Origin of the sequence: Donghicola mangrovi, assembly GCF_013377535.1 — a bacterium.
GTDB classification, from domain to species: domain Bacteria; phylum Pseudomonadota; class Alphaproteobacteria; order Rhodobacterales; family Rhodobacteraceae; genus Donghicola; species Donghicola mangrovi.
Genome location: NZ_JABCJE010000002.1, coordinates 573,122 through 595,233 on the forward strand (window position 1 = coordinate 573,122; position 22,112 = coordinate 595,233).

The 22,112-nt window shown below is 61.1% G+C and carries 21 protein-coding genes and 1 tRNA gene; 5 read left to right on the plus strand and 17 right to left on the minus strand.

Annotation, left to right across the window (positions count from 1 at the left end):
• Window positions 1–276: 276 nt before the first annotated feature.
• Entirely contained in the window at window positions 277–1,452 is a 1,176-nt protein-coding gene (locus tag HJ536_RS07275; RefSeq protein ID WP_176855219.1) for an ammonium transporter, read from the plus strand.
• Here HJ536_RS07275 and HJ536_RS07280 read toward each other — a convergent pair.
• The 14 genes from HJ536_RS07280 to HJ536_RS07345 all read right to left on the minus strand — a co-directional run bounded on the left by HJ536_RS07280 (window position 1,449) and on the right by HJ536_RS07345 (window position 16,789).
• Window positions 1,449–2,657, minus strand: coding sequence for a glycerate kinase type-2 family protein (locus HJ536_RS07280; RefSeq protein WP_177157197.1), 1,209 nt, complete (start codon window positions 2,655–2,657; stop codon window positions 1,449–1,451). The genes HJ536_RS07275 and HJ536_RS07280 overlap by 4 nt on opposite strands.
• 252 nt (window positions 2,658–2,909) lie before the next feature.
• On the minus strand, window positions 2,910–3,974 hold the full coding sequence (locus tag HJ536_RS07285) for a glycosyltransferase family 2 protein (RefSeq protein WP_177157198.1): 1,065 nt from the start codon (window positions 3,972–3,974) through the stop codon (window positions 2,910–2,912).
• A gap of 69 nt (window positions 3,975–4,043) precedes the next feature.
• On the minus strand, window positions 4,044–4,538 hold the full coding sequence (locus HJ536_RS07290; RefSeq protein WP_176855222.1) for a hypothetical protein: 495 nt from the start codon (window positions 4,536–4,538) through the stop codon (window positions 4,044–4,046).
• A gap of 246 nt (window positions 4,539–4,784) precedes the next feature.
• The gene (gene xylB, locus HJ536_RS07295) at window positions 4,785–6,239 is read right to left on the minus strand and encodes a xylulokinase (protein ID WP_177157199.1); all 1,455 of its coding nucleotides are present in this window, start codon (window positions 6,237–6,239) and stop codon (window positions 4,785–4,787) included.
• A gap of 3 nt (window positions 6,240–6,242) precedes the next feature.
• A complete protein-coding gene (locus HJ536_RS07300; RefSeq protein WP_177157200.1) occupies window positions 6,243–7,823 on the minus strand; it encodes an FGGY-family carbohydrate kinase in 1,581 nt (526 codons plus the stop codon).
• Between the two features lie 17 nt (window positions 7,824–7,840).
• Window positions 7,841–8,518, minus strand: a complete 678-nt coding sequence (locus HJ536_RS07305; protein ID WP_338082414.1) for an HAD family hydrolase — start codon at window positions 8,516–8,518, stop codon at window positions 7,841–7,843.
• On the minus strand, window positions 8,515–9,996 hold the full coding sequence (locus HJ536_RS07310; protein ID WP_177157201.1) for a mannitol dehydrogenase family protein: 1,482 nt from the start codon (window positions 9,994–9,996) through the stop codon (window positions 8,515–8,517). The genes HJ536_RS07305 and HJ536_RS07310 overlap by 4 nt, the downstream gene beginning before the upstream one ends.
• Before the next feature lie 9 nt (window positions 9,997–10,005).
• Window positions 10,006–10,779 (minus strand): L-iditol 2-dehydrogenase, encoded by a 774-nt coding sequence (locus tag HJ536_RS07315; RefSeq protein WP_177157202.1) that lies wholly within the window; start codon window positions 10,777–10,779, stop codon window positions 10,006–10,008.
• Window positions 10,776–11,780, minus strand: coding sequence for an ABC transporter ATP-binding protein (locus HJ536_RS07320; protein ID WP_177157203.1), 1,005 nt, complete (start codon window positions 11,778–11,780; stop codon window positions 10,776–10,778). Before HJ536_RS07320 ends, HJ536_RS07315 begins: the two co-directional genes overlap by 4 nt.
• 12 nt (window positions 11,781–11,792) lie before the next feature.
• On the minus strand, window positions 11,793–12,623 hold the full coding sequence (locus HJ536_RS07325; RefSeq protein ID WP_176855228.1) for a carbohydrate ABC transporter permease: 831 nt from the start codon (window positions 12,621–12,623) through the stop codon (window positions 11,793–11,795).
• A gap of 10 nt (window positions 12,624–12,633) precedes the next feature.
• Window positions 12,634–13,500, minus strand: a complete 867-nt coding sequence (locus HJ536_RS07330) for a carbohydrate ABC transporter permease (protein ID WP_176855229.1) — start codon at window positions 13,498–13,500, stop codon at window positions 12,634–12,636.
• Window positions 13,501–13,616: 116 nt separating this feature from the next.
• Window positions 13,617–14,921 (minus strand): ABC transporter substrate-binding protein, encoded by a 1,305-nt coding sequence (locus HJ536_RS07335; protein WP_176855230.1) that lies wholly within the window; start codon window positions 14,919–14,921, stop codon window positions 13,617–13,619.
• 138 nt (window positions 14,922–15,059) lie between these two features.
• The gene (locus tag HJ536_RS07340; RefSeq protein ID WP_177157204.1) at window positions 15,060–16,004 is read right to left on the minus strand and encodes a sugar-binding transcriptional regulator; all 945 of its coding nucleotides are present in this window, start codon (window positions 16,002–16,004) and stop codon (window positions 15,060–15,062) included.
• 92 nt (window positions 16,005–16,096) lie between these two features.
• On the minus strand, window positions 16,097–16,789 hold the full coding sequence (locus HJ536_RS07345) for a fumarylacetoacetate hydrolase family protein (RefSeq protein WP_177157205.1): 693 nt from the start codon (window positions 16,787–16,789) through the stop codon (window positions 16,097–16,099).
• A gap of 249 nt (window positions 16,790–17,038) precedes the next feature.
• On the opposite strand from HJ536_RS07345, the gene HJ536_RS07350 reads away from it, so the two are divergent.
• A tRNA-Thr gene (locus HJ536_RS07350) sits at window positions 17,039–17,114 on the plus strand.
• A 49-nt stretch (window positions 17,115–17,163) separates the two neighbouring features.
• On the opposite strand, the gene HJ536_RS07355 is transcribed toward HJ536_RS07350, so the two are convergent.
• Window positions 17,164–18,819 carry an ABC transporter permease gene (locus HJ536_RS07355; protein WP_177157206.1) on the minus strand — a complete coding sequence of 552 codons (1,656 nt, stop codon included), beginning with the start codon at window positions 18,817–18,819 and terminating at the stop codon, window positions 17,164–17,166.
• A 91-nt stretch (window positions 18,820–18,910) separates the two neighbouring features.
• Here HJ536_RS07355 and HJ536_RS07360 point away from each other — a divergent pair, with 91 nt between their 5' ends.
• Window positions 18,911–19,789 carry a hypothetical protein gene (locus HJ536_RS07360; protein ID WP_177157207.1) on the plus strand — a complete coding sequence of 293 codons (879 nt, stop codon included), beginning with the start codon at window positions 18,911–18,913 and terminating at the stop codon, window positions 19,787–19,789.
• A 46-nt stretch (window positions 19,790–19,835) separates the two neighbouring features.
• On the opposite strand, the gene HJ536_RS07365 is transcribed toward HJ536_RS07360, so the two are convergent.
• Window positions 19,836–20,105, minus strand: coding sequence for a DUF2312 domain-containing protein (locus HJ536_RS07365; protein WP_176855235.1), 270 nt, complete (start codon window positions 20,103–20,105; stop codon window positions 19,836–19,838).
• 120 nt (window positions 20,106–20,225) lie between these two features.
• Between HJ536_RS07365 and HJ536_RS07370 the strand changes: the two genes are divergently transcribed.
• Window positions 20,226–20,441: a hypothetical protein gene (locus HJ536_RS07370; protein ID WP_177157208.1), complete on the plus strand. Its 216-nt coding sequence runs from the start codon at window positions 20,226–20,228 to the stop codon at window positions 20,439–20,441.
• An 84-nt stretch (window positions 20,442–20,525) separates the two neighbouring features.
• On the opposite strand, the gene HJ536_RS21200 is transcribed toward HJ536_RS07370, so the two are convergent.
• Window positions 20,526–21,083: a TraR/DksA C4-type zinc finger protein gene (locus tag HJ536_RS21200; RefSeq protein WP_176855237.1), complete on the minus strand. Its 558-nt coding sequence runs from the start codon at window positions 21,081–21,083 to the stop codon at window positions 20,526–20,528.
• A gap of 149 nt (window positions 21,084–21,232) precedes the next feature.
• Here HJ536_RS21200 and HJ536_RS07380 point away from each other — a divergent pair, with 149 nt between their 5' ends.
• Window positions 21,233–22,096 (plus strand): MBL fold metallo-hydrolase, encoded by an 864-nt coding sequence (locus tag HJ536_RS07380; RefSeq protein WP_177157209.1) that lies wholly within the window; start codon window positions 21,233–21,235, stop codon window positions 22,094–22,096.
• Window positions 22,097–22,112 lie beyond the last annotated feature (16 nt).

Genomic DNA, 22,112 nt, shown 5'->3' on the forward strand with positions numbered 1-22,112 from the left:
AAACCGAGAATCTGCAATTTTTAGGGGAAATCCCCGACGAAGCAGGTTGATGAGGCGCTCAATTCTTGATCACCGAAAGTCTGGATTGCTGAATTGCACGTCTTTTTGAAAATTCTGTTGTGATGAATTTTTAGACCTCCAGCCAGATATGGCGCACTATTTTTGTGCATTTTGCAAAATGACCATGATTTATGCGATCCACTTAACGATTGCAGCTTTCTTCCGCGTTCTTTGTACGTATGCCTCCCGCAACCAAAAACGCAGGAGGAATGAGTTATGAATGGAGCAGATACCGCCTGGATCCTCGTGGCGACCGCTCTTGTACTGTTCATGTCCCTGCCCGGTCTCGCCATGTTCTATGGCGGTCTTGTCCGGGCGCGGAACGTGCTTTCAGTATTTATGCACGTCTTTATGATCGCCGCACTGATGAGCATCCTTTGGCTCGCCGGTGGCTACTCGATCGCCTTTGGCGACGGCAACGGATTCTGGGGTGGCCTTGGCAAGGCGTTCCTGAACGGCGTCACCGCAGACAGCCTGTCGGGCACCCTGCCCGAGGTTCTGTTCTTTGCCTTCCAGATGACCTTTGCGATCATCACCCCCGCGCTGATCGTCGGCGCCTATGTCGAGCGTATCGGCTTTGGCTTTGTGCTGATCTTCTCGGCTCTGTGGATGCTGCTGGTGTACGCACCCGTGACCCACTGGATCTGGGGCGGCGGCATGATGGCAGACGGTGGCATTTTCGGCGAAACCGGCACCAAAGACTTTGCCGGTGGTATCGTCGTGCACGAGACCGCAGGTCTGGCCGCGCTGCTGATCGCAGTCATGCTGGGTCACCGCCGCGAGAACACCAAGCCCCCGCACAACCCCGGTATGGTTGCCGCTGGCGCCGGTATGCTGTGGGTCGGTTGGTTCGGCTTTAACGGTGGCTCGCAGCTGGCAGCCGATGGTGGCGCAGCGATGGCGCTGACAGTGACCCATATCTCGGCCGCTGCGGCGACCCTGACCTGGGCCATGTGGGAACGCATCAAGTTCGGCCGCGCCTCGCTGGTTGGCGCTGTGACCGGCACCATTGCGGGTCTGGCCTCGATCACCCCTGCGTCGGGCTTTGTCGGTCCGATCCCCGCGCTGATCATCGGCCTGATCGCTGGTGTTCTGTGTCAGGAAGCCGTGAACCTGTTCCGCAACAAGCTGAAAATCGACGACACTCTGGACGTGTTCGCGGTTCACGGTGTGGGCGGTATCTTTGGCACCATCATGATCGCGGTCTTCGGGGCTGGTACCTTTGCCGCGCAGCTTGGCGCACTGGCCATCGTCGGCGTCTACACGCTGGTTGTGACCTTTGTTCTGGTCAAGGTCGTCTCGATCTTTGCACCGCTGCGCGTGTCGGCCGAAATCGAGCACGAAGGTCTCGATTTGGCCGTTCACGGCGAGCGTGCCTACCACCACGACTAAGGGCGGTAGAGCACGCCAAGGTCGGCGACATTTGTTCCGGTGGCACCTGTCATCAGCAAATCGCCGGCCGCTTTCAGCGCGTGATAGCTATCGTTGTTCTTCAGCGCCGCGGCGGGGTCCACCCCTGCCGCGCGCATCTTTTTCAGGGTCTGACCATTGACCACCGCCCCTGCTGCATCGGTCGGCCCGTCGCGCCCGTCAGTACCGCCCTGAATATAGGTCCAGCCCGCGGGCCAGCCCTCTTCTTCGGCGCGGATCGCCAGACGCAAGGCCAGCTCCTGATTGCGGCCGCCCATACCTTTGCCGCGCACCTGCACCGTGCATTCCCCGCCAATCAGCCAAAGCCCCGAGGGCAGCTTGGCCAGCCGGTCCACCGCCTCCTGCACATCGCCGGTCAAGGGCGGGGTCAGGATTTTGGCCTCTGGGGCCTGCTCCTTCATCACCTCGACCGACACTTGGTTCGAACCGATAATGCGGGTGTCGGTCTTGGGAACATCCCGGGTTTTCGGGGCCTCGCGCAGGTGGTTGCGGACCTCTTGGGGCACCTTGCCATAGCAGAAATATCCGCGCAGAGCCTGCACCGCATCCTCGGGCGTGCCCAAGGGCGCCAGCGTCGGGCCAGAGGCCACAGCCCGCAGGTCATCCCCGATCACATCGCACAGAACCAAGGCCGTCACGCGCGCAGGCGCGGCGGCAATGGCCAGCCCGCCACCCTTGATCCGGCTCAGTTGTTGACGCACCAGGTTCATAACCTCAATCGGCGCACCGCTGGCCAGAAGCGCCTTGGTGACCGATATTTTATCGTCCAGAGTCAGCCCCTTGGCGGGCGCAGGGAGCATGGCCGACGCCCCGCCAGAGATCAGGATCAACAGGTGATCGCCCGCCTCCAGCACCTCGGCAATCTCGAGGATTTTGTTCGCGGCTGCCTCGCCTTCGCGGTCGGGCACGGGATGGCCCGCGCGCATCACCGGCACACCCAAATCGTCGAACACGTTCTCGCGGTGGGTCACGATCAGCGATTGCGCGGGCGTCACGGTTTCCAGCACAGGGGCCAGCATCCGCGGCGCGGCCTTGCCCACGGCGATCACCGTCAGACGCTCGGGCTCGCCAAGGTCCAAACCGGGCAGCGCCCGCTTTACCGCTCCTGCGGGATCGGCGGCAGCAACCCCCGCATCCCAGATCGCCCGCAACTTAGGTTTCATCATCCGGCCTTCAGAATCTTTGAGTTGGGCTCATGTTCTGTCAGCCGGTGGCTTCGCGCAACCTCTTGAAGTTGCCAGACAACCCCATGTCACGGCTTTTTCACCCCAGAAGGTCGGAAAAATGCCGACGGTTCAGCCCTAGGGTGCAGGCCGGGGCCGGAGAGCCCGCGGAAATCATCCGAACGCCGTCTGCATCCGCGCAAAGGTCATCGGAAAATCAAAGGCTTGGTGTAAGGAATGCTTGCCTGATCGGGGCTATTCCGCGTCCTCTAGCCCGCGTTTATAGGCGGTCTGGAACCACTGAACCAGCTGCCGGGCGGTGTCTGCATCGGGGGTCGTGCTGCCCTGCGCCAGCAGGAGTTGGCTGTACAACTTGTGCCCCGCTTCGGTCGTGACCAGATCAGCAAACCGCTGACGATGCCATGCCAAGGCGCGCTGGTGCGCCTCTGGGATGCCCGCGATCGCCTCCAACTTCGCACGCTCTGCGGCCACACGATCAGCGATCTGATCAATGGCCGGTTCAGGGACTTCGTTAAAATTCCGCTCGGTCCAATAGGCCAGATCAATGGCTTTGTCCGTGCGGTTCGGCAGGCCCCTGTCGCGTTTGATCACGAACCCCTCGGCCGAGCGCAGGGAATAGTGGTTCATCTCGGCCAGATTGCGCCCCGTGGGCAGGCCGAACAAAGACAGTCGCTTGGTGTTGCGCACGAACCCCTCGGGCAAAGGGCGCCCCGAGCCATCCACGATGCGCGGCAGGCCCGCCTTGGCTTCGGGTTTCTGGCGGGGCCGGTGGACGCCGAACTGGTTAAAGGGACCGTCCAGCCGGAACAGCGTCTTAAAGAACGTCGCCGCCACGGGCCACATGGCATCGGGCCGCTGCGCCATCCGGAATTGCCCTGTCACTGGGGCATCATGCAACCGCGCCACACGGTTGGCCCCGAACAGACGCCACGGCAGCACCATCGCATCAAAGCCCCCTAGAACCGAGTTGATCAGATCCGCAAACTGGCCCGTTCCGACTTTGATCACCGGAAATTCGTCCACATCGCAGACGATGGCCCAATCGGCCTCTTTGCGCAGGGGGTGCTTCCACGCGGCCTTTAGCGCCGTCCACTGGATGCTTTCGCCCTCGGGCACTTGGTGGCGCACATGGGTCAGAATGCCCGCGCCATCCAGCAGGTCCAGCAGATCGTCACTGCCATCATCGCAATCGTTAGAATAGATCAAGAGGTCGGTTACACCACAGGCCCGCAGATGGGCGACCCATTCCAGCAGGTAGGGCCCCTCGTTCCGTTGGGTGCTGACGCAGAGTAACCGCATGGTGTGCCTGACAAATCCTGTTTCGCCCTAGCCTAGCGCGGGGCAGTCCCCGCGCCTAGGGCAAAGGTGTCAGTGCAGCAGACGGGGACGCGCGGCGCTGTCCTTTTCGCGGGTCCAGTGCAGCTCGTCGCTGTCGTCTTCCTCGTCCCAGTTTGCCAGCGCGGTGGTGATGTCGTCCATCATTTTTTCCAGACGGGTCAGGATGTGATAGAGGCCGATCATGCCCTCTTGGACCACATGCTCCAGCGGGGTGCGGCCGCCGAACACAGCGTCTTTCTTGGGATGTGCAGCCACCAACCATTCGGCTGAGGCATTGGCGCAGCCAAACAGTTTTTCCAGACGTTCGCGGATGGCGTGGACCAGAACGATGCGGTCCAGCTGGTCGCGGGTAAAGAACACGTCCGCGGACTTCATCCAGCTTTCGTACAGGGGTTCCGACACGTCACCCAGCACCGAACACCGGGTCTCGGACGAAAGGCCGAGCCACGCCGCGTCCTGCAAAAAGACGCGCCAAGCCGAGTTGGAAACCACTGCCCGTGTCTGCTCACTCGAAAACTGTTCCAATGTCACCATCCGTCACCACAGATATCCCGAAAGGAGATACCTTCCACCCTTACGGATATAGCGCAAGACCGAGAGAATTTGAACGACCGGATATGAAAACAGTGTATTTATACAATCATAAATTGCTGAAATTAGTTAACATCAACTTAAAGATTTATCACATTCTCACGCAGAAAGAGCGCCCGCTGGGGCGCTCTTCCGGAAGAGGAACGGGTTACGTCCACAAGTATGGGGTGTATTTCCGAATCACTTCCCTACCGATTTGATAGCAGGCCGCAGCGCCTGATACCGCGCGAAGGCCGCGTCAAAGGCATCGGACTGGTCGGTTTGGGGGGCAAATTCCCGCTCGATGGCCGGACGGGTGCAGATATCGGCGGGGTCGGCCTTGTTCACGGCCAGCATCCCCAAACGCGCCGCGCCAAAGGCTGCGCCATAGTCCCCATCCGCCGCAATCTGCACCGGAACCCCCAGAACCGTCGCAATCAGTTGCAGCCAATAGTCAGAGCGCGCTCCGCCGCCCACGGCCAGCAACGCGTCAACATGGCCACCGGCGCTTTGGAGGGCAATCAGGTTTTCACGCAGGGCAAAGGTCACGCCCTCCAGCACCGCGCGGGTCATGGCAGCGGTATCGGTCGCGTGGCCTAGGCCAGTAAAGCTGCCCTGAAGGCGCGCATCGTTATGGGGGGTCCGCTCGCCTGACAGGTAGGGCAAGAAGGTCACGTCGGTCGGCGCCATCACCTGCGTGCCGATGGCCGCGGACAGATCCCCCGCCGAACGCCCCGTGATCCCTGCGAACCACCCAAGCGCCGAGGCCGCCGACAGGATCACTCCCATCTGGTGCCACGTATCGGGCAGCGCATGGCAGAACGCATGAACCGCGCTTTCGGGTTTCGGCAGGTAGCTGTCGGTCGCGGCGAACACGACGCCAGAGGTTCCCAGCGACACAAAGCCTTCGCCGCCCTTGACCGTCCCCAGCCCCACCGCAGAGGCCGCGTTGTCGCCTGCCCCGCCTGCCACCACGGTGCCCGGCTGCATGCCCCACCGCTGCGCCAGTTCCGCCCGCAGCCCGCCCGAGGGCGCGGACCCTTCGACCAGTGCTGGCATCTGGTCGCGGCGCATTCTGCTGGCGGCCAGCAGATCATCGGACCAGCAGCGCCCCGCCACGTCGAGCCAGCTGGTGCCAGCGGCGTCGGACATTTCGGACACATGTTCACCAGTCAGCCAGAGGCGGAGGTAGTCTTTGGGCAGCAGCACCTTTGCAGTTTGAGCGTGGATATCGGGCTCGTTTCGCTCAACCCAGCGCAGTTTGGGCGCGGTAAAGCCGGGGAAGACAATATTGCCAGAAATGGCGCGGAATTGCGGATCGGCGTCCAGTTCGGCGGCCTCGGCGTGGCTGCGGACGTCATTCCACAGGATGCACGGGCGCAGCACCTGATCCGCGCTGTCCAGCAGGGTTGCGCCATGCATCTGGCCCGACAGGCCAATCCCGCGCACGGCAGACAGGGCAACGCCCGCGCGGTCCTTCAACTCGGTCAGGGCAGCATCGGTTGCGGCGATCCAGTCGGCGGGGTTCTGTTCGGACCACATGGCATGGGGCTGCTGCACGGTCAGCGCCGCGGTGGCACTGGCGATCACGCGCTGCGCATCATCCATCAACAGGGCTTTGACGCCCGAGGTTCCCAAATCGATCCCGAGATACATGGCTTAGTTCCTTGTTGCGTTCCGCATGGCGTTCAATTCGTCGCGCTGCTGCTGCATCCGGACAAAGATCGCATAGTCGCCGTCATAGGCCCGGCTGGCCTGTTCGTTGGGCAGATAAACCCGCCCGTCCTGCCGCATGTGGGTCGCGGCACTGATCAGATCGTCGTGCAACCCGCCCGTGACCGCGGCCAAAGCCGCCGTCCCCAGCAGCACCGCATCGCCATCGGCCGCAATCTCGACCCGGCAGCGGGTGACGTCGGCATAAAGCTGCATCAGAAGCTCGCTGCGCACATGGCCGCCGGTCACATGCAGGACGCGGATCGCAGGGCCGCCTGCGCGCATGTGTTCGATGATCTGCCGCAGCCCCAAAGCCAGCGACACCGCCGCCCGCCAATAGAGTTTACAGACCGAGTCAAAGCTCTGGTCCATGGTCAGCCCCGAAATCACCCCACGCATCTGCGGATCGGCAAAGGGCGAGCGGTTGCCGTTCACATCGGGCAGAATGTGGATCGTATCGGCCAAGGCGGGCCCTTCGGCGTCCAGCATCTGGCGCAAGCGCATTTCAACGCGCTGGTGGGCTTCGGGGGCTTCGGTCTTGTCGGGGCCAAAGTTGCGCAGGATGAAATCCAGTAACGCGCCGGTGGCGGACTGGCCCCCTTCGCTGACGGAATAGCCCGGCAGGATCGCATCGGGATAAGGGCCCCAGACACCGCGAGTGCTCCAGGCCTGGCGGTTCACGGACATCACGCAGCTAGAGGTGCCCGCGATCAGCGCCAGATCGGTGCCATCGGCCAGATCGGTGCCCGGACAGTGGCCCACCGCCCCCAAAGCGCCCGCAAAGGCATCGACCATGCCCGCGGTGACTTTGCAGCCCGTGGTCAGGCCAAGGTGCTCTGCGGCGTCCGGTGTCAGGGTGCCAACGGCCTGCCCAAGGGGCGTGACATCGGCGGGTAGGTTCGCTTGGGCCACCAGATCGCCCAAACCTATTTCCTCAAGGAAATCGTGCTGCCATCCCCCGCGCGAGGGAACGTAGCTCCACTTCGCGGTGATGGTATTGGCCGAACGGGCGTTAGAGCCGCTGGCGCGGAAGGTCAGGAAATCGGCCAGATCATAGGCCGCGCCAAGCTGGTCCCACAGTTCAGGGCGGCGGGTTTTCAGCCAGAGCAGCTTGGGCACCTGCTTCTCGGGGGAAAACGACCCGCCCTGCACTTCCAGAACCGGATGGCCGGTGGCATTGCAGACCTCGGCCTGCGGGGCGGCGCGGTGATCGAACCACAGGATGGTGTCGCGCCCGTCCGGCCCCAACCGCAGGGGCGCTCCAGTGCGGTCGCGCAGGACCAACGAACAGGTCGCGTCGAACCCGATGGCCACCACATCAGTAGCGTTAACGCCAGTCACCACCTGACGGACGCAAATCCCAACGGCTTCCCAGATATTCTCTGACGCATGTTCGGCCCGCGCGCCCTCCATCTGGTATAGCGCAATGGGATGCACCGCCTTGGCCAGCAAGGTGCCGCTGCGATCGAATAGCGCCGCACGGGCGCTAGCCGTGCCGACATCGACGGCACACACATATCGAGTCATCCTAAACGGCCCTGCTTTCAGCGAATGGTGCGTAATGTTGCAACCAACTCGGACATAGTTTCAACCACTCCATTCGGTTCCAGCGCAATAGCCTGCTGGTACAGGTTCGCCGGACCTGCATGTCCCCCACCGACAAAGGCGACAACTTTCATGCCCGCGCGCTTGGCGGCCAGAATACCGGCGGGGCTGTCCTCGATCACGGTGCAGTTGGCGGGATCGACCCCCATCTGCGCTGCCGCGAACAGGAACAAATCCGGCGCGGGTTTGCCGTTCTGGACCATCGACGCGGAAAAGATATTGGGAGCGAATTTATCGTATAGCCCCGTCAGCTCGAGCGAGAGCTTGATCCTGTCGGGCTGGCTGGAGGACGCCACACAGACCGGCACCCCCAAATCGTCAATCGCCTGCGCCACATCGGTGATGGGGCGCAACTCGGCAGCAAAGCGGGCATAAAGGCGCTGGCGCATCACCTCGAGGTGGCATTCCCCCAGCACCAAACCGCGGTCCTGCCGCAATGTCCGGGCGATCGTCGAAATTGACCGCCCGAGCAGTTGTTCATAGCCTTCTGCCTCGGTCATGGGGCAGCCTTCGTCGGCCAGAACCTCGCGCATGACGGACAGCGAGATCGGCTCGCTATCCACCAGCACGCCATCGCAATCAAAGATCACGAGGTCGGTTCCAGCCGCCTCTGTCACAGGGGCTGGTCCGCGAGGTATTTGGTCAGTACCGCTGCGGTGCCCTCGGCCCAAAGGGCGCTGAGGGCTGCGCTGAATGCCGCAACGAAATTCTCGTTTTCAGCGATTTCACCGTAGACGGCGGGCAGACCGGTCAGCCATGCCTTGGGGTCTTCTTTGGCTGCTTTGGAGATCTCGACCAGAGCGTCCCAGCTGGGATCGTTGGGCTCGATCACGGCGCCGCTTTCGCTGGTGCCATAGCAGTAGCGGCACCACAGAGCACTTTCCAGCGCCAGACCGGTGATCTTGCCGCCGCGCGCGATAGCGTCGCGGATCTGGGGCACGATGAACTTCGGCTGGCGGTTCGAGCCGTCCAGACACAGGCGGCGGATGGTGTCACCGATCTTGGGGTTCGAGAACCGGCGGTCGATCAGTTTCTGATAGTCGCGGGTGTCGGTGTTCGGCACCGGCGGCACGCCCGGCAGGAACTCTTCGGTGGTCAGCTTCGCGAGAAAGGCGTTGATGAGCGGATGCTCCATCGCCTCGTGCACGAAGTGGATATCAAGCAGGCCGCCCGGATACGCGATGGCTGCGTGGCCTCCGTTCAGGATGCGGAGCTTCATCAGCTCGAAGGGAGCTACATCCTCAACGAATTCAACGCCAACAGCCTCGAGCTCCGGACGGCCCAGGGGGAAGTTGTCTTCCATGACCCACTGGATGAACCCCTCGCAGAAGACGGGCCAGCCGTCCTGCACGCCGTATTCGTCGGCCGCGATCTGACGCTCGCGGTCCGAGGTTGCGGGGGTGATGCGGTCCACCATCGAGTTCGGGAACGCCACATTGGCGACGATCCACTCGGCAAAGGCGGGGTCGGAAAGTTTCGCGGTGCCAACTACGGCATTGCGGGTGACGTTCCCGTTATGGGGAATGTTGTCACAGCACATGATGGTAAAGGGCGCGTGGCCAGCGTCGCGGCGGGCCTTGAGGCCAGCGACGATCATGCCGAACACGGTTTTGGGGGCATCGGGGTTCGCGCCGTCATGGGCAATCGCCGGATGGGTCGGATCAAAGGTATCCGTCGCATCCAGGAAATAGCCGCCCTCGGTGATGGTGGTCGACACGATGCGGATCGCGGGATCGGCCAGTTTGGCGATGATCGCGGCCGCATTCGCGGGCTCCACATAGTCGATCATCGAGCCGATGATCTGCGCGCCGCTGTGGTTGGCCTCTTGTTCGACCAGAGTGGTCAGCCAGTCTTGGGCCGCCAGCACGTCGCGGGCGCGCTTGTCGCCTTCCATGACGCCTGCGCCGACGATTGCCCAATCATGGCCTTTGCCCTGATTGAACAGCTGGTGCAGATAGGTCGCCTGATGGGCGCGGTGGAAATTCCCGACGCCGAAATGCAGGATACCGGCGCTCAGGTCAGAGCGGGCATAGGACGGTTTGCCGATGGTCTCGGCCAGTTGGTCCAGAGTAGTCAGTGAGAGGGGGGTAGCCATATCGGGGCCTCAGCTCATCCAGTTGCCGCCGTCCACGTTGTAGGTCTGCGCCACAACGTATTCGGCATCATCACTTGCCAGAAAGACCGCCATTCCGGTCAAATCCTGCGCGGTGCCCATCCGGCCAAAGGGGACAGCTTCGCCGACCTCTTTCTTCTTTTGACCGGAGGCCTTGTTTTCATATTTCGCAAAGAAGGCGTCGACGCCATCCCAATGCTCGCCGTCCACCACACCAGGGGCGATCGCGTTCACGTTGATGCCGTGCTGGATCAGGTTCAGACCCGCGGACTGGGTCAGGCTGATCACCGCCGCCTTGCTGGCGCAATACACCGCCACCAGCGATTCACCGCGGCGACCGGCCTGCGAGGCCATGTTGATGATCTTGCCGCCCTGCCCGCGTTCGATCATGTGACGGGCGACCGCCTGCATGGTAAACAGGGTGCCAGCCACGTTGATCGCGAAGACCTTGTCGTAGTCGCGGCGCTCAATCTCGTCGATGGGGGCTGCGGTAAAGATCGCGGCGTTGTTGATCAGGATGTCGATCCCGCCAAGCTGCTTGACCGCCTCGTTGACGCACATGTCGATGCTGTCCTGACTGGTCACATCGATGGGCAGAGCGATCGCGCCCTCGCCGATTTCGGCGGCGGTTTTCTGGGCTGCTTCCAGATTGATGTCCGCAATCACAACACGCGCGCCTTCGGCGACATAGCGTTCGGCGAACGCGCGACCGATGCCGCGCGCAGAGCCTGTGATGATTGCGGTTTTGCCTGCGAGACGTGTCATGCGATGCGCAGTCCTTGTGCGTCAAACTTGTGCAGTTTGTCCATTTCGGGGTTCAGATAGACGGTATCGCCGTGACGCAGACCGAATTCGCCATTCACGCGGACGGTGATGGTGTCGGTCAGGCCGGTGTTGTGAACGTGCAAGAAGGTGTCCGAGCCAAGGTGCTCTGCCACTCCCACAACGCCCTGCCACAGACCCGCGGTTTCCGAGGCAGTGATATGCTCGGGGCGGATGCCGATGGTGTGGGCGCCGTGCTGCGCGGCAACAGAGCCTTCGATGAAGTTCATCTTGGGCGAGCCGATGAAGCCTGCCACGAACTTGTTGCGGGGCTCGCGGTACAGCTCCAGCGGGCTGCCGACCTGTTCGATGTGACCGGCGCGCAGAACAACGATCTTGTCCGCCATGGTCATCGCTTCGACCTGATCGTGGGTCACATAGATCATGGTGGTCTTAAGCTGGTTGTGCAGCTCGCTGATCTCCAGACGCATGTTCACACGCAGCGCAGCGTCAAGGTTCGACAGGGGTTCGTCGAACAGGAACGCGCTGGGTTCACGGACAATCGCACGGCCGATGGCCACACGCTGACGCTGGCCGCCCGACAGCTGACCCGGACGGCGATCCAGATAGTCGGTCAGGTTCAGCGCCTTGGCAGCCGCTTCGATGCGCTTCTTCTGCTCGGCCTCATCGACGCCCGCCATTTTCATGGGGAATGCGATGTTCTTGCGGACCGACATGTGGGGGTAAAGAGCATAGCTCTGGAACACCATCGCCAGTTTGCGCTTGGCCGGAGCGAGGTTCGTCGCGTCTTCGCCGTCGATACGGATCTGGCCGCTGCTGACGTCTTCCAAACCGGCGATCAGGCGCAGCAGGGTGGATTTACCGCAGCCCGAGGGGCCAACGAAGACCACGAACTCGCCGTCATTGATGGTCAGATCCAGCGGCGGGATGACATTGGTGTCGCCAAAGCTCTTGGTGACTTTATCGAGAGTAATACGTCCCATATTCGTAATTCCTTATTTCACCGCGCCAAAGGTCAGGCCGCTGACCAGCTGCTTCTGGCTGAACCAGCCAAGGATGAGGATCGGCGCAATCGCCATGGTCGAGGCCGCGCTGAGTTTCGCATAGAACAGACCCTCGGGGCTGGAATAGCTGGCGATGAACGCGGTCAGAGGCGCCGCTTTGGCGGCAGTCAGGTTCAGGGTCCAGAAGGCTTCGTTCCATGCCAGAATGACGTTCAGCAGGATGGTCGAAGCGATACCGGGCACTGCCATCGGGGTCAGGATGTAGATCACCTCTTCCTTCAGCGTCGCGCCGTCCATGCGGGCTGCCTCCAGGATCTCGCCGGGGATTTCCTTGAAGTAGGTGTAGAGCATCCAGACGATGATCGGCAGGTTGATCAGCATCAGAACAATGACCAGACCGATCTGGCTGTCCAGAATACCCAGCTTAATGAACAGCAAGTAGATCGGGTACAGAACGCCAACCGCGGGCAGCATCTTGGTGGACAGCATCCACATCAGGATGTCCTTGGTCCGGCGCGAGGGGACGAAAGCCATCGACCATGCCGCAGGGACCGCGATGATCACACCCAGAAGGGTCGAGCCCCCCGCGATGATGATCGAGTTCCACAGGTACTTAGCATAGTCCGACCGCTCCATCACCACCTTGTAGTTCTCGAGCGTCCAGTCGAAGCCCAGGAAAATGGGCGGATCGGCGATCGCCTGTGCTTCGGTCTTGAAGCTGGTGAGGATGGTCCAGAGGATCGGGAAGAAGATCGCCAGTCCCACCGCCCAAGCGGCGGCAGTGTTGATGATCTTGCGTTGGGGTGTAACAGCGCGTGCCATGGGTGCCTCCTCACGCGTCCAGGTTCTTGCCGACGATGCGCATCAGGAAGACGGCAACGATATTGGCCAGAATGATTGCATAGACACCGCCCGCAGAGCCGAGGCCTACGTTCTGGCTTTCCAGCACGCGCTGGAAGATCAGATAGCTGAGGGTCTTGGTGCCGAACGCGCCGCCGGTGGTCACGAAGATTTCCGCGAAGATCGACAGCAGGAAGATGGTCTGGATCAGGATCACAACGGTGATCGCGCGGCCCAGATGCGGCAGAGTGATATAGGCGAACCGCTTGGTGGCCGAGGCCCCGTCCATTTCAGCCGCTTCCAGCTGCTCGCTGTCCAGCGACTGGATCGCGGTCAGCAGGATCAGGGTCGCAAAGGGCAGCCACTGCCACGACACGATGGTGATGATCGACGGCATAGACGCTTTGCTGAGCCATTCGACCGGGGTCGCGCCAAAGAACTCCCACAAATAGGCCAGCAGGCCGTAGTTGGGGTCCATGAACATGTTCTTCCAGACCAGCGCAGAGACGGTCGGCATCACAAAGAACGGTGCGATCACCAGAATACGGACGATCCCCTGCCCCCACATCGGCTGGTTCAGCAGGATCGCAAGGAAGATACCCAGAATAACGGTAATGAACAGAACGCCGCCGACAATGATCAGCGTGGTTGCAACCGAGGGCCAAAAGGAGCTGGAGGTCACGAAACGGGTGTAGTTCTCGAAACCGGCCCATCCCAGATCGCCGCCACGCAGGGGCAGATAATTCTTGAACGAGAAATAGAGTGTCATGATCAGGGGGACAAGCATCCACCCCAGAAGCAGGATCACCGCCGGCGCCAACATGAGGCGCGCCGCTGATCTGGAATGTTGGGTAGCCATTGGCCACACCTCCTCTGTTCACGGCAAGAAGCCGATGCGCATGAACGTTAACTTGTAAGGTATTTGTAAAGTCAGGGGGCGGCCACGAGAGCCGCCCCCGTCATTCAAAGCAAGGCTTATTTGTAGCCAGCTGCTTCCATTGCGTCGTTGGTCAGGGCCTGTGCCTTGGCCAGCGCTTCGTCGATGGTCTGCTGACCAGCGTAAACAGCCGAGAACTCCTGCGACACTTCGGTCGCGATGCCTGCGAACTCGGGGATCGCCGCGAACTGAACGCCAACATAGGGGCTTTCTTCGACGGTCGAGTTGTTCGGGTCAGCAGTCAGGATCGAGTCCAGAGTCATCTTGGCGAACGGAACTTCCATGTAGTTCGGGTTTTCGTACAGCGAGGTGCGTGCGCCCGGGGGAACGTTTGCCCAACCTTCTTTCGAAGCGACCAGCTCGATGTAGTCCTTCGAGGTTGCCCATTCGATGAACTGCTTGGCTGCTGCTTCTTTCTGCGAACCTGCGGGGATCGCCAGTGCCCATGCCCATAGCCAGTTCGAACGCTTGCCCAGACCGTTATCGGGTGCCAGAGCGAAGCCGACTTTGTCAGCCACGGTCGAGTCGTTGGGGTTGGTCACGAAGGATGCCGCAACAGTCGCGTCGATCCACATGCCGCACTTGCCCTGCTGGAACAGCGAGAGGTTTTCGTTGAAACCGTTGGTCGCGTAGCCTGCGGGGCCGGATTCGTTCATCATGCCGACGAAGAATTCCAGAGTGTCCTTCCAGGGTTTGGTGTCGAACTGGGCATTCCAGTCCATGTCAAACCAGCGTGCACCGAACGAGTTGGACATCGCGGTGATGAACGCGCCGCCCTCACCCCAGCCGGCTTTGCCGCGCAGACAGATGCCGTTCACGTCGTTGGCGCGATCGGTCATGGCTGCCGCTGCTTCGCGGATGAAGGTCCAGGTGGGTGCCTCGGGCATTTCGAGGCCCGCTTTTTCCATCAGGTCCTTGCGGTACATGATCATCGACGATTCACCGTAGAACGGTGCAGCATAGAGGGTGCCGTCGTAGCTCAGACCACCCGACATGGCGGGCAGGATGTCTGCTGCGTCGTACTCTGCCGACAGATCGTTCAGCGGAACCAGCCAGCCGTTCTTACCCCAGATCGGGGTTTCGTACATGCCGATGGTCATAATGTCGAAAGCACCGCCCTTGGTCGAGATGTCGGTGGTGACGCGCTGGCGCAGGACGTTCTCTTCCAGAGTGACCCACTCAACGTCGTGACCGGTCTTGGCGGTGAAGTCTTCGGTCAGACCCTGCATACGGATCATGTCGCCGTTGTTCACAGTCGCGATGGTGATGGTTTCAGCGGCTGCAACCGATGCAAAAGCGATGGTTGCGCAAGCGCCAAGAAGAGCGCCGTAAGTGCGTTTCATAGTGTTCCTCCCAAATCGGGCAAAAGCCCCTTTAGTGGGCAAATACTCACAACATCGCGATAGGGAAGTCAACAAAAGAAAAAGGCGATTGTCGAAGAAAACGACAACCGCCTTGAAATTCTTAGCCTTTCGTTAGCGCTATCTGCGCAACATTTCTGTCGCTGTTACCTCGTCGGTGACGAGGCCGTTCACCAGACCACCTTTGATTGCAGCCAGAATCGCGGGCAGCTTGGACACGCCGCTCGCCGCCCCGATGGTCAGCCCTGATTCCAGCGGCGCCGAGCACACGCGATCATTGGTCAGCCCTGCCAGAAGATGCCCGTCCGCATCAAAGGTCCAGCCCAGGATTTCGCCCACAGCCCCTTGTTTTTGCAGTGCAGCAATCGTTTCTGCGGGCACAAAGCCGTCGATTTTCAGCGGGGCGTTTTCCGAGATCGAGCCGATGCCCACGAACTTCACATCCGCCTGCCGCGCCAGTTCCCGCGTGCTGGCGATGGTCTTCTGACCCAGCAGCATTTCCTTTTCCTCGACCGTGTTCGCGATAACCGGCGTGGGCAAAGGATAAGTTGCTGCCGTCACCTTTTCCGTCATGGTGAACAGCACGTTGTAATAGGCCGTCGAGCCGTCCGGCGCGATGTTCCCGGTCAAGGAGACGATCTTGTGCTGGCGGCAATCCACCTTGGGCAAATGCTCGACCGCTGCGCGTAATGTTCGCCCCGTCCCCAGCCCGATGACCAACGGTTCGGTCCGGTTCAGCCATGTTTCCAGCACGTCTCCGGTGGCAAAGGCCGTCGCAATCGACGTCGCTGCAGGGTCGGACACATAGGGAACGACCTCGCAGAACTCGAGCGCAAAGCGGTCCTTCAGAGCCGAGGCCAGATCGAGGCATTGGGAAATCGGATGATCGATCCGCACCTTCACCATCCCCGAGGCCATGGCCTGACTGACCAGACGCTGCGCCGATTGGCGCGACACCCCCAGCTCGGTGGCCACTTCGTCCTGGGTCTTGCCCGCGATGTAATATAGCCACGCGGCCCGGGCCACATCGTCCAGACGCTTCTGGGTTTTGGGGTCTGCGGACATACCGGTCTTCCTGATCACTTAATAACAGCTAGCTAAAGCACACCCGATCACCGTGTTGCAACACTATCGCGGCAGGTTGGCGCGCTGGTGCGTCAGCCGATCATCGTCTGGATGCGCCCCAAACCGTCGATTTCCACCATCACGCGATCCCCGCGTTTCAGGCTGCCAACCCCCGCTGGCGTGCCCGTCATGATCAGATCGCCCGCCGCCAGAGTGACCGAGGCCGAGAGTGCACAGATCACCTCTGGCACCGACCAGATCATTTGGGACAGGTCGGCCTCTTGGCGCAGAGCGCCGTTGACGTAACTGGCGATGCGGCCGGTGCCGCAATCGCCTGCATCCTCGATCCGGTGCAATTCCCCAATCACGGCGGACCCGTCAAACCCCTTGGACAGGTCCCAAGGACGGCGCAGGGATTTCGCCTCGGCCTGCATGTCGCGGCGGGTCAGGTCGTTCCCGACAGCAAAGCCGAACACGGCCTCCATCGCCTGCTCTGGCGTCAGATCGCGGCCACCGGATTTAAGCGCGACCACCAACTCGCCCTCGTAATGCAGGTCCTCGGTCTGGGGCGGATAGGGCACCGTGACCCCGCCCGGCACAATCGCCCCCGCGGGTTTCGAGAAAAAGAACGGCGGCTCCCGATCCGGATCGTGGCCCATCTCGCGCGCGTGTTCGGCATAGTTGCGGCCCACACAGTAAATCCGGCGCACGGGAAAGCGGCGCTGATCGCCTGCAACGGGCAAACTCGGCTGCGGCGCGGGATCGAAAACGTAGTCGGCGGTCATGTCTGGTCCTGTCTGTGGCGGGGCCGGCTCGAACGCGCCCCTTTTGCTGCCAAGCCTATCACCCTGCCCCCGTTGGTCGAGCGAATTGTGAATATGATCGTTGATGGCAGGTTTGCGCTGGATCGGTTTCCCTTGCATTCCCAGAGGGTTGGAAGCGATCTTTTCGCGAGCCCCTACCCGAATTTTTCGCGCAGACGGCGAAAATTCGGCTTGCAGAGGATTTGTGTGCGAATTACACGGTCCCAGTGTGCCCTTGTAGCTCAGCTGGTAGAGCGTCTGATTTGTAATCAGGGGGTCGGGGGTTCGAGTCCCTCCGGGGGCACCACACTTTTCCCAGATTTCCGACCCCGTTTTACCGCCCCTACGGGACGGCATTACCGGTTTGCGCGTGCCAGCATGCCCACCGCGATCAGGCCAACCAGACTGACCAGAACAGCCGCAGGGGCCGCATCACCGAGGTTTTCCAGGCTCGCCTCGTCATACACGCGGGTCGCTAGGGTGCTGTAGTTGAAGGGGCGCAGCAGCAGCGTTGCGGGCAGTTCCTTGACGCAGTCCACAAAAACCAGCAACAACGCCGAGCCGATCGAGCCACGCATCAGGGGCATGTAGACCTCGGCCAGCACGCGGAACTTGGTCCTGCCCAGAGAGCGCGCCGCCATAGGCAAGCTGGGGGCGACACGGCCCATCGCGGCGTCCGTGGCGCCTTGGGCAATTGCAAAGAAACGCACCGAATAGGCCACGACCAGCGCAAAGGCAGAGCCGGTCAGGATCAGGCCAGCGCGGCCGCCGGTAAAGGCCTCGACAAGGTCGGCCAGCAGGTGGTCCACTTGGGCCAGCGGGATCAGGATGCCAACTCCAAGGACCGCTCCGGGCGCAGCATAGCCGATGGTGGTGACGGGTGCGATCATCGCGGGCAGTTTGCGGCCCGACAGGCGCACACCATAAACCATGAACAGCGCCGCCAGAACCGTCAGAACCGCCGCAATACCGCCCACGGTCAGGGTGTTCCAGAACGCTTTCAGCAGGCCAGAGGCCCAGAACCCGTCGATATTTTCAATGGCGTGATCACCAATCACTGCCGCGGGCAGGACAAAGCCCACCATGAACGGCACCGTACAAGCAGCCGTAGCGAGCCAACCGGGCACCCCGTGCAAAGGCAGCCGCTGGATCGGGCGATGGCGCCGCGACAGGGCGTAGAACCGGACCTTCTTGCGGCTGGCCTTTTCCAGAGCGACCAGAAAGATGACTAGCGACAGGACCACACAGGCGATCTGCGCCGCGCCGCCGGCGTTGTTACTCTCGAGCCATGTGGTAAAGATGCCGGTTGTCAGGGTCTGAACCGCGAAATAGTCCATCGTCCCGAAATCGTTAACTGTTTCCATCATCACGATGGCCGTGCCCGCCGCAATCGCCGGACGGGCCAAAGGCAAACCGATCCGCAAGAACCGCGACAGCCCGCCTGCCCCCAAGGACTGCGCCACTTCGTGACCGCAGCCCGACTGCTCGCGGAACCCCGCGCGGGCCAGCAGATAGACATAGGGGTACATAGAGGCGGACATCACCACGACAGCGGCCCACTGGCTGCGGATTTCGGGGAACCAGTAATCACGGGATGTCTGCCAGCCGAACATACCGCGCAGCGCCGTCTGCACCGGCCCCGCATATTCCAGAAAATCGACCAGCGCGTAGGCCCCGATATAGGCCGGGATCGCAAGGGGCAACAGAAGCAGCCACTCCAGCACCCTCACCCCCGGAAAACTATAGCGCACGACCAGCCAAGCGGCCCCCGTCCCCGTCGCCGCCGCAACGGCCCCGACAGAAAACATCATCACCAGCGTGGTGCCGAAATAGCGCGGCAGCGTTGTGGCGATCAGATGGGGCCAGATATTCTCGGTCGGGTTCAGCGCGATCCACAGCACCGACACAATCGGAGCCAGCACGAACGCGGCAATCAGAAGCGCCCCCACCGACCAAGGGTCGGGAAGCCGCAGGGAATATCTTTTGGATTTCGGGGCGCTGATATCGGTCATGTGGCGTTCCTGCCCGATTGCGGTTTAACTGTCCAGAAAAGACCATATGATATAGTCAAGATTATAAGACCACGCAAAGAGGCTACGAACGATGCAGATCGCCTTGCATATCGGTGCTCACGGGACAGACAACGACCGGCTGATCCAGTGCCTGACCGCAAACGCGGACCGGCTTGAAATCGCGGGAATTTCGGTTCCGCAGGTGAATGATTACCGCAAGCCTATCCTTGATATGCTGACCGACGTGATGAAGGGCGACCCCGTGAACCAGCGCGTTCGCGACCGGATGCTCAAGGATATTGGCGTATCATCGGGGATCGACCGGATCGTTCTGGCGCAGGAAAACATTCTGGGCCGCGCGCACCGGATTTTCGAACGGGGCAAGCTGTATCCCATCGCCCCCAAACGTCTGGCCGATGTGAACGGGCTGCTGCCCACCACGGAACTGCAAATCTATATGGGCATCCGCAATCCGGTCATGTTCATCGCTGAAACCTTCCGCCTGTCGGGGGCCAGCAGCTTTGCCGAGTTTGTGGATGGCGTGCGTTTGGCCGATGTGCGCTGGTCGGACATGATCGAGAAACTGGTGAATGCCGTGCCGCAGGCCGATTTCACCGTCTGGTGCCACGAGGATCTGCCGATCCTTTGGGGTGACATCCTGCGCGAGGTTGCAGGGGTCGAGTCTGACAGCCCCATGGCCGGTGAATACGACATTCTGGCCGAGGTCATGACTGCCGAAGGGCTTGGCCGCCTGAAAACCTATATCGACAGCAAACCGCCGCAGACCGCCGCACAGCGCCAGCGGATCATCATGGCGTTTCTGGATAAATTCGCGATCGAAGAGAAACTGGAGCAGGAACTGGACCTGCCCGGCCTGACCCAGGACATCGTCGAACGTGTGACAGTCGATTACGAGCGGGATCTCAAGCGCGTCGCCGAACTGCCCGGCGTGCGTCTGTTGCAACCCTGATTGGCGATGGCGCGCCACACGGCGCGCCTGCCAGCCGGATTGCGGCTTAGCTCATGCCAAGCGCTTCTTTGTACATCTCGAGAATCGCCTCTTCTTCGGCGATATCGTCGCGGTCGCGCTTGCGCAGGCTGATGATCTTGCGCATGACCTTGACGTCGTAACCGCGGCCCTTTGCCTCGGCCATGACCTCTTTTTGCTGGTCGGCGATGTCTTTCTTCTCGATTTCGAGACGCTCGAAACGCTCGATAAACTGACGCAACTCGTCCGCAGTCACACGATAGTTCGCATCAACGGCGCTTTCGGTAATATCGCTCATGGGGTTCCTCGCGTTTTTGACCACATGTGGGGATAGACGCTGGCCGACAGGGGTGCAAGGTCTTGCCGCAGGGGCCAGCATGTTTTACCGCTGCCCCCGACATATTTCTTGGAGAAGCACATGAGCTGGATGATCTGGGGCGGTGCCGCCCTGTCGCTGCTGGGGTTGTCAGGCATTGTCTGGTCGATCATTGCCGTCTGGAAGGCCAAGCGCGCCAACCTGACCGACGAAGAGCTGCGCGAGCGCATCAAAAAGGTCATGCCGATTAACATGGGCGCCCTGTTCGTGTCGGTGATCGGCCTGATGGCGGTCATCATGGGCATCTCGCTGAGCTGACGCAAAAAGGGGCGCACCCTGTGGCGCGCCCCTTGCATTCCTCTGGTCAGGCATTTCCACCTGTCCGTTCGGTCAAACCGCCCCTTAGATGGGGAAGTTGTCCATTTCGGCCTCGCGGGCCTCGTCTTCCAGCTCGGCCACCATGTATTTGATGTTGGCCGATACGGTGTTGCCTTTGGCCTCGAGCTCTTGGACGAGCCCCTGAAGTTCGGGCAGAAATTCGTGACGTTCTTCGCCTGCGTTATTGATACGTGCCAGCAGGTCGGCTTTCTTCTCGTAAAGGTCCATGCGCGTTTCCTCCCCTAATGCGCCAGATGATGCTGCCTCGGCAGCGCAAGTGCGGCATAAGACTGCCGTTGGTACCGCTTCGAGCCGCGCGAGCGAAATCTGTTCCCCGCACGATCCACAGGTTCCATAAGTCCCCGATTCGATCCGGCCCAGTGCCGCCTTGATACGGGCGGCCTCTTGCTCACCGGTCTGGCCGAGACGTTCCAGAACCTCGTCACCTTCGCGCTCCGTGGCCAAGTCTTCCCAGTCGCGCGTAGTATGACTTTCCAGTTCACCTTCGATTGCGTCAAGTCTGGAAGACAGCTCATGCAGTCGATCCTGCAACTTGGCGCGAATTTTGTCGTAGTTGCTCATTTTTCGCACCTTTCATTAGTTCCACATTGCAACATTAAGATTACAGCTTTGGGGCTCACGGTGCCTTGACCCAAATCAATGCGAAAATACTTGCATCACATATTCACTTTATTATATATGATTTCTAACAACCACCCGGAGACACCCTGATGAAACCCGAAGTGACCGCATTTTTCGACGAAGCCACTTTCACGATTTCCTACGTCGTGCGCGACCCTCAGGGCAGTGCCTGCGCCGTTGTGGATAGCGTTCTGGACTTCGACTATGCCTCGGGCCGCACTGACACCCGTTCGGCGGACGCGATCATCAAATACGTTCAGGACAACAACCTGACCGTTGAATGGCTGCTCGAAAGCCACGTACACGCAGACCACCTGTCGGCCGCGCCCTATATTCAGGAACGCGTTGGCGGCAAGATCGGGATCGGCGACAATATCACCGTTGTTCAGGACACCTTTGGCAAAGTCTTCAACGAAGGCACCAAGTTCCAGCGCGATGGCAGCCAGTTCGACAAACTGTTCAAAGAGGGCGACAGCTTCCACATCGGCCAGATGCGCGGCGACGTGCTGCACACCCCCGGCCACACCCCGGCCTGTCTGACCTATGTGATCGGCGATGCGGCCTTCGTGGGCGACACCCTGTTCATGCCCGACTTCGGCACCGCGCGTTGTGACTTCCCCGGCGGTTCGTCGGAAACGCTGTTCAACTCGATCCAGAAGATCCTGTCCCTGCCCGACGAGACCCGCATCTTTGTGGGCCACGATTACAAGGCACCGGGCCGCGACTTCTATGCATGGGAAACCACCGTGGGCGAGCAGAAGCGCTTCAACGTCCACGTGGGCGAAGGCAAACCGATGGAAGATTTCGTCCGCATGCGCGACGAGCGCGACGCTACGCTGGCGATGCCCCGACTGATTATCCCCTCGCTTCAGGTGAACATGCGCGCGGGCCACATGCCCGAACCTGACGAGAATGGCGACGTGTTCCTCAAGGTCCCCGTCAACAAAATCTGATGTGGCGGGCGGGCCC

Excerpts from the sequence above, each read along its gene's own strand:
- HJ536_RS07275 (WP_176855219.1), top strand. The coding sequence starts at position 277 with ATGAATGGAGCAGATACCGCCTGGATCCTCGTGGCGACCGCTCTTGTA.
- HJ536_RS07280 (WP_177157197.1), bottom strand. The coding sequence starts at position 2,657 with ATGATGAAACCTAAGTTGCGGGCGATCTGGGATGCGGGGGTTGCTGCC.
- HJ536_RS07285 (WP_177157198.1), bottom strand. The coding sequence starts at position 3,974 with ATGCGGTTACTCTGCGTCAGCACCCAACGGAACGAGGGGCCCTACCTG.
- xylB (WP_177157199.1), bottom strand. The coding sequence starts at position 6,239 with ATGTATCTCGGGATCGATTTGGGAACCTCGGGCGTCAAAGCCCTGTTG.
- HJ536_RS07300 (WP_177157200.1), bottom strand. The coding sequence starts at position 7,823 with ATGACTCGATATGTGTGTGCCGTCGATGTCGGCACGGCTAGCGCCCGT.
- HJ536_RS07310 (WP_177157201.1), bottom strand. The coding sequence starts at position 9,996 with ATGGCTACCCCCCTCTCACTGACTACTCTGGACCAACTGGCCGAGACC.
- HJ536_RS07315 (WP_177157202.1), bottom strand. The coding sequence starts at position 10,779 with ATGACACGTCTCGCAGGCAAAACCGCAATCATCACAGGCTCTGCGCGC.
- HJ536_RS07320 (WP_177157203.1), bottom strand. The coding sequence starts at position 11,780 with ATGGGACGTATTACTCTCGATAAAGTCACCAAGAGCTTTGGCGACACC.
- HJ536_RS07325 (WP_176855228.1), bottom strand. The coding sequence starts at position 12,623 with ATGGCACGCGCTGTTACACCCCAACGCAAGATCATCAACACTGCCGCC.
- HJ536_RS07330 (WP_176855229.1), bottom strand. The coding sequence starts at position 13,500 with ATGGCTACCCAACATTCCAGATCAGCGGCGCGCCTCATGTTGGCGCCG.
- HJ536_RS07335 (WP_176855230.1), bottom strand. The coding sequence starts at position 14,921 with ATGAAACGCACTTACGGCGCTCTTCTTGGCGCTTGCGCAACCATCGCT.
- HJ536_RS07340 (WP_177157204.1), bottom strand. The coding sequence starts at position 16,004 with ATGTCCGCAGACCCCAAAACCCAGAAGCGTCTGGACGATGTGGCCCGG.
- HJ536_RS07345 (WP_177157205.1), bottom strand. The coding sequence starts at position 16,789 with ATGACCGCCGACTACGTTTTCGATCCCGCGCCGCAGCCGAGTTTGCCC.
- HJ536_RS07355 (WP_177157206.1), bottom strand. The coding sequence starts at position 18,819 with ATGACCGATATCAGCGCCCCGAAATCCAAAAGATATTCCCTGCGGCTT.
- HJ536_RS07360 (WP_177157207.1), top strand. The coding sequence starts at position 18,911 with ATGCAGATCGCCTTGCATATCGGTGCTCACGGGACAGACAACGACCGG.
- HJ536_RS07365 (WP_176855235.1), bottom strand. The coding sequence starts at position 20,105 with ATGAGCGATATTACCGAAAGCGCCGTTGATGCGAACTATCGTGTGACT.
- HJ536_RS07370 (WP_177157208.1), top strand. The coding sequence starts at position 20,226 with ATGAGCTGGATGATCTGGGGCGGTGCCGCCCTGTCGCTGCTGGGGTTG.
- HJ536_RS21200 (WP_176855237.1), bottom strand. The coding sequence starts at position 21,083 with ATGAGCAACTACGACAAAATTCGCGCCAAGTTGCAGGATCGACTGCAT.
- HJ536_RS07380 (WP_177157209.1), top strand. The coding sequence starts at position 21,233 with ATGAAACCCGAAGTGACCGCATTTTTCGACGAAGCCACTTTCACGATT.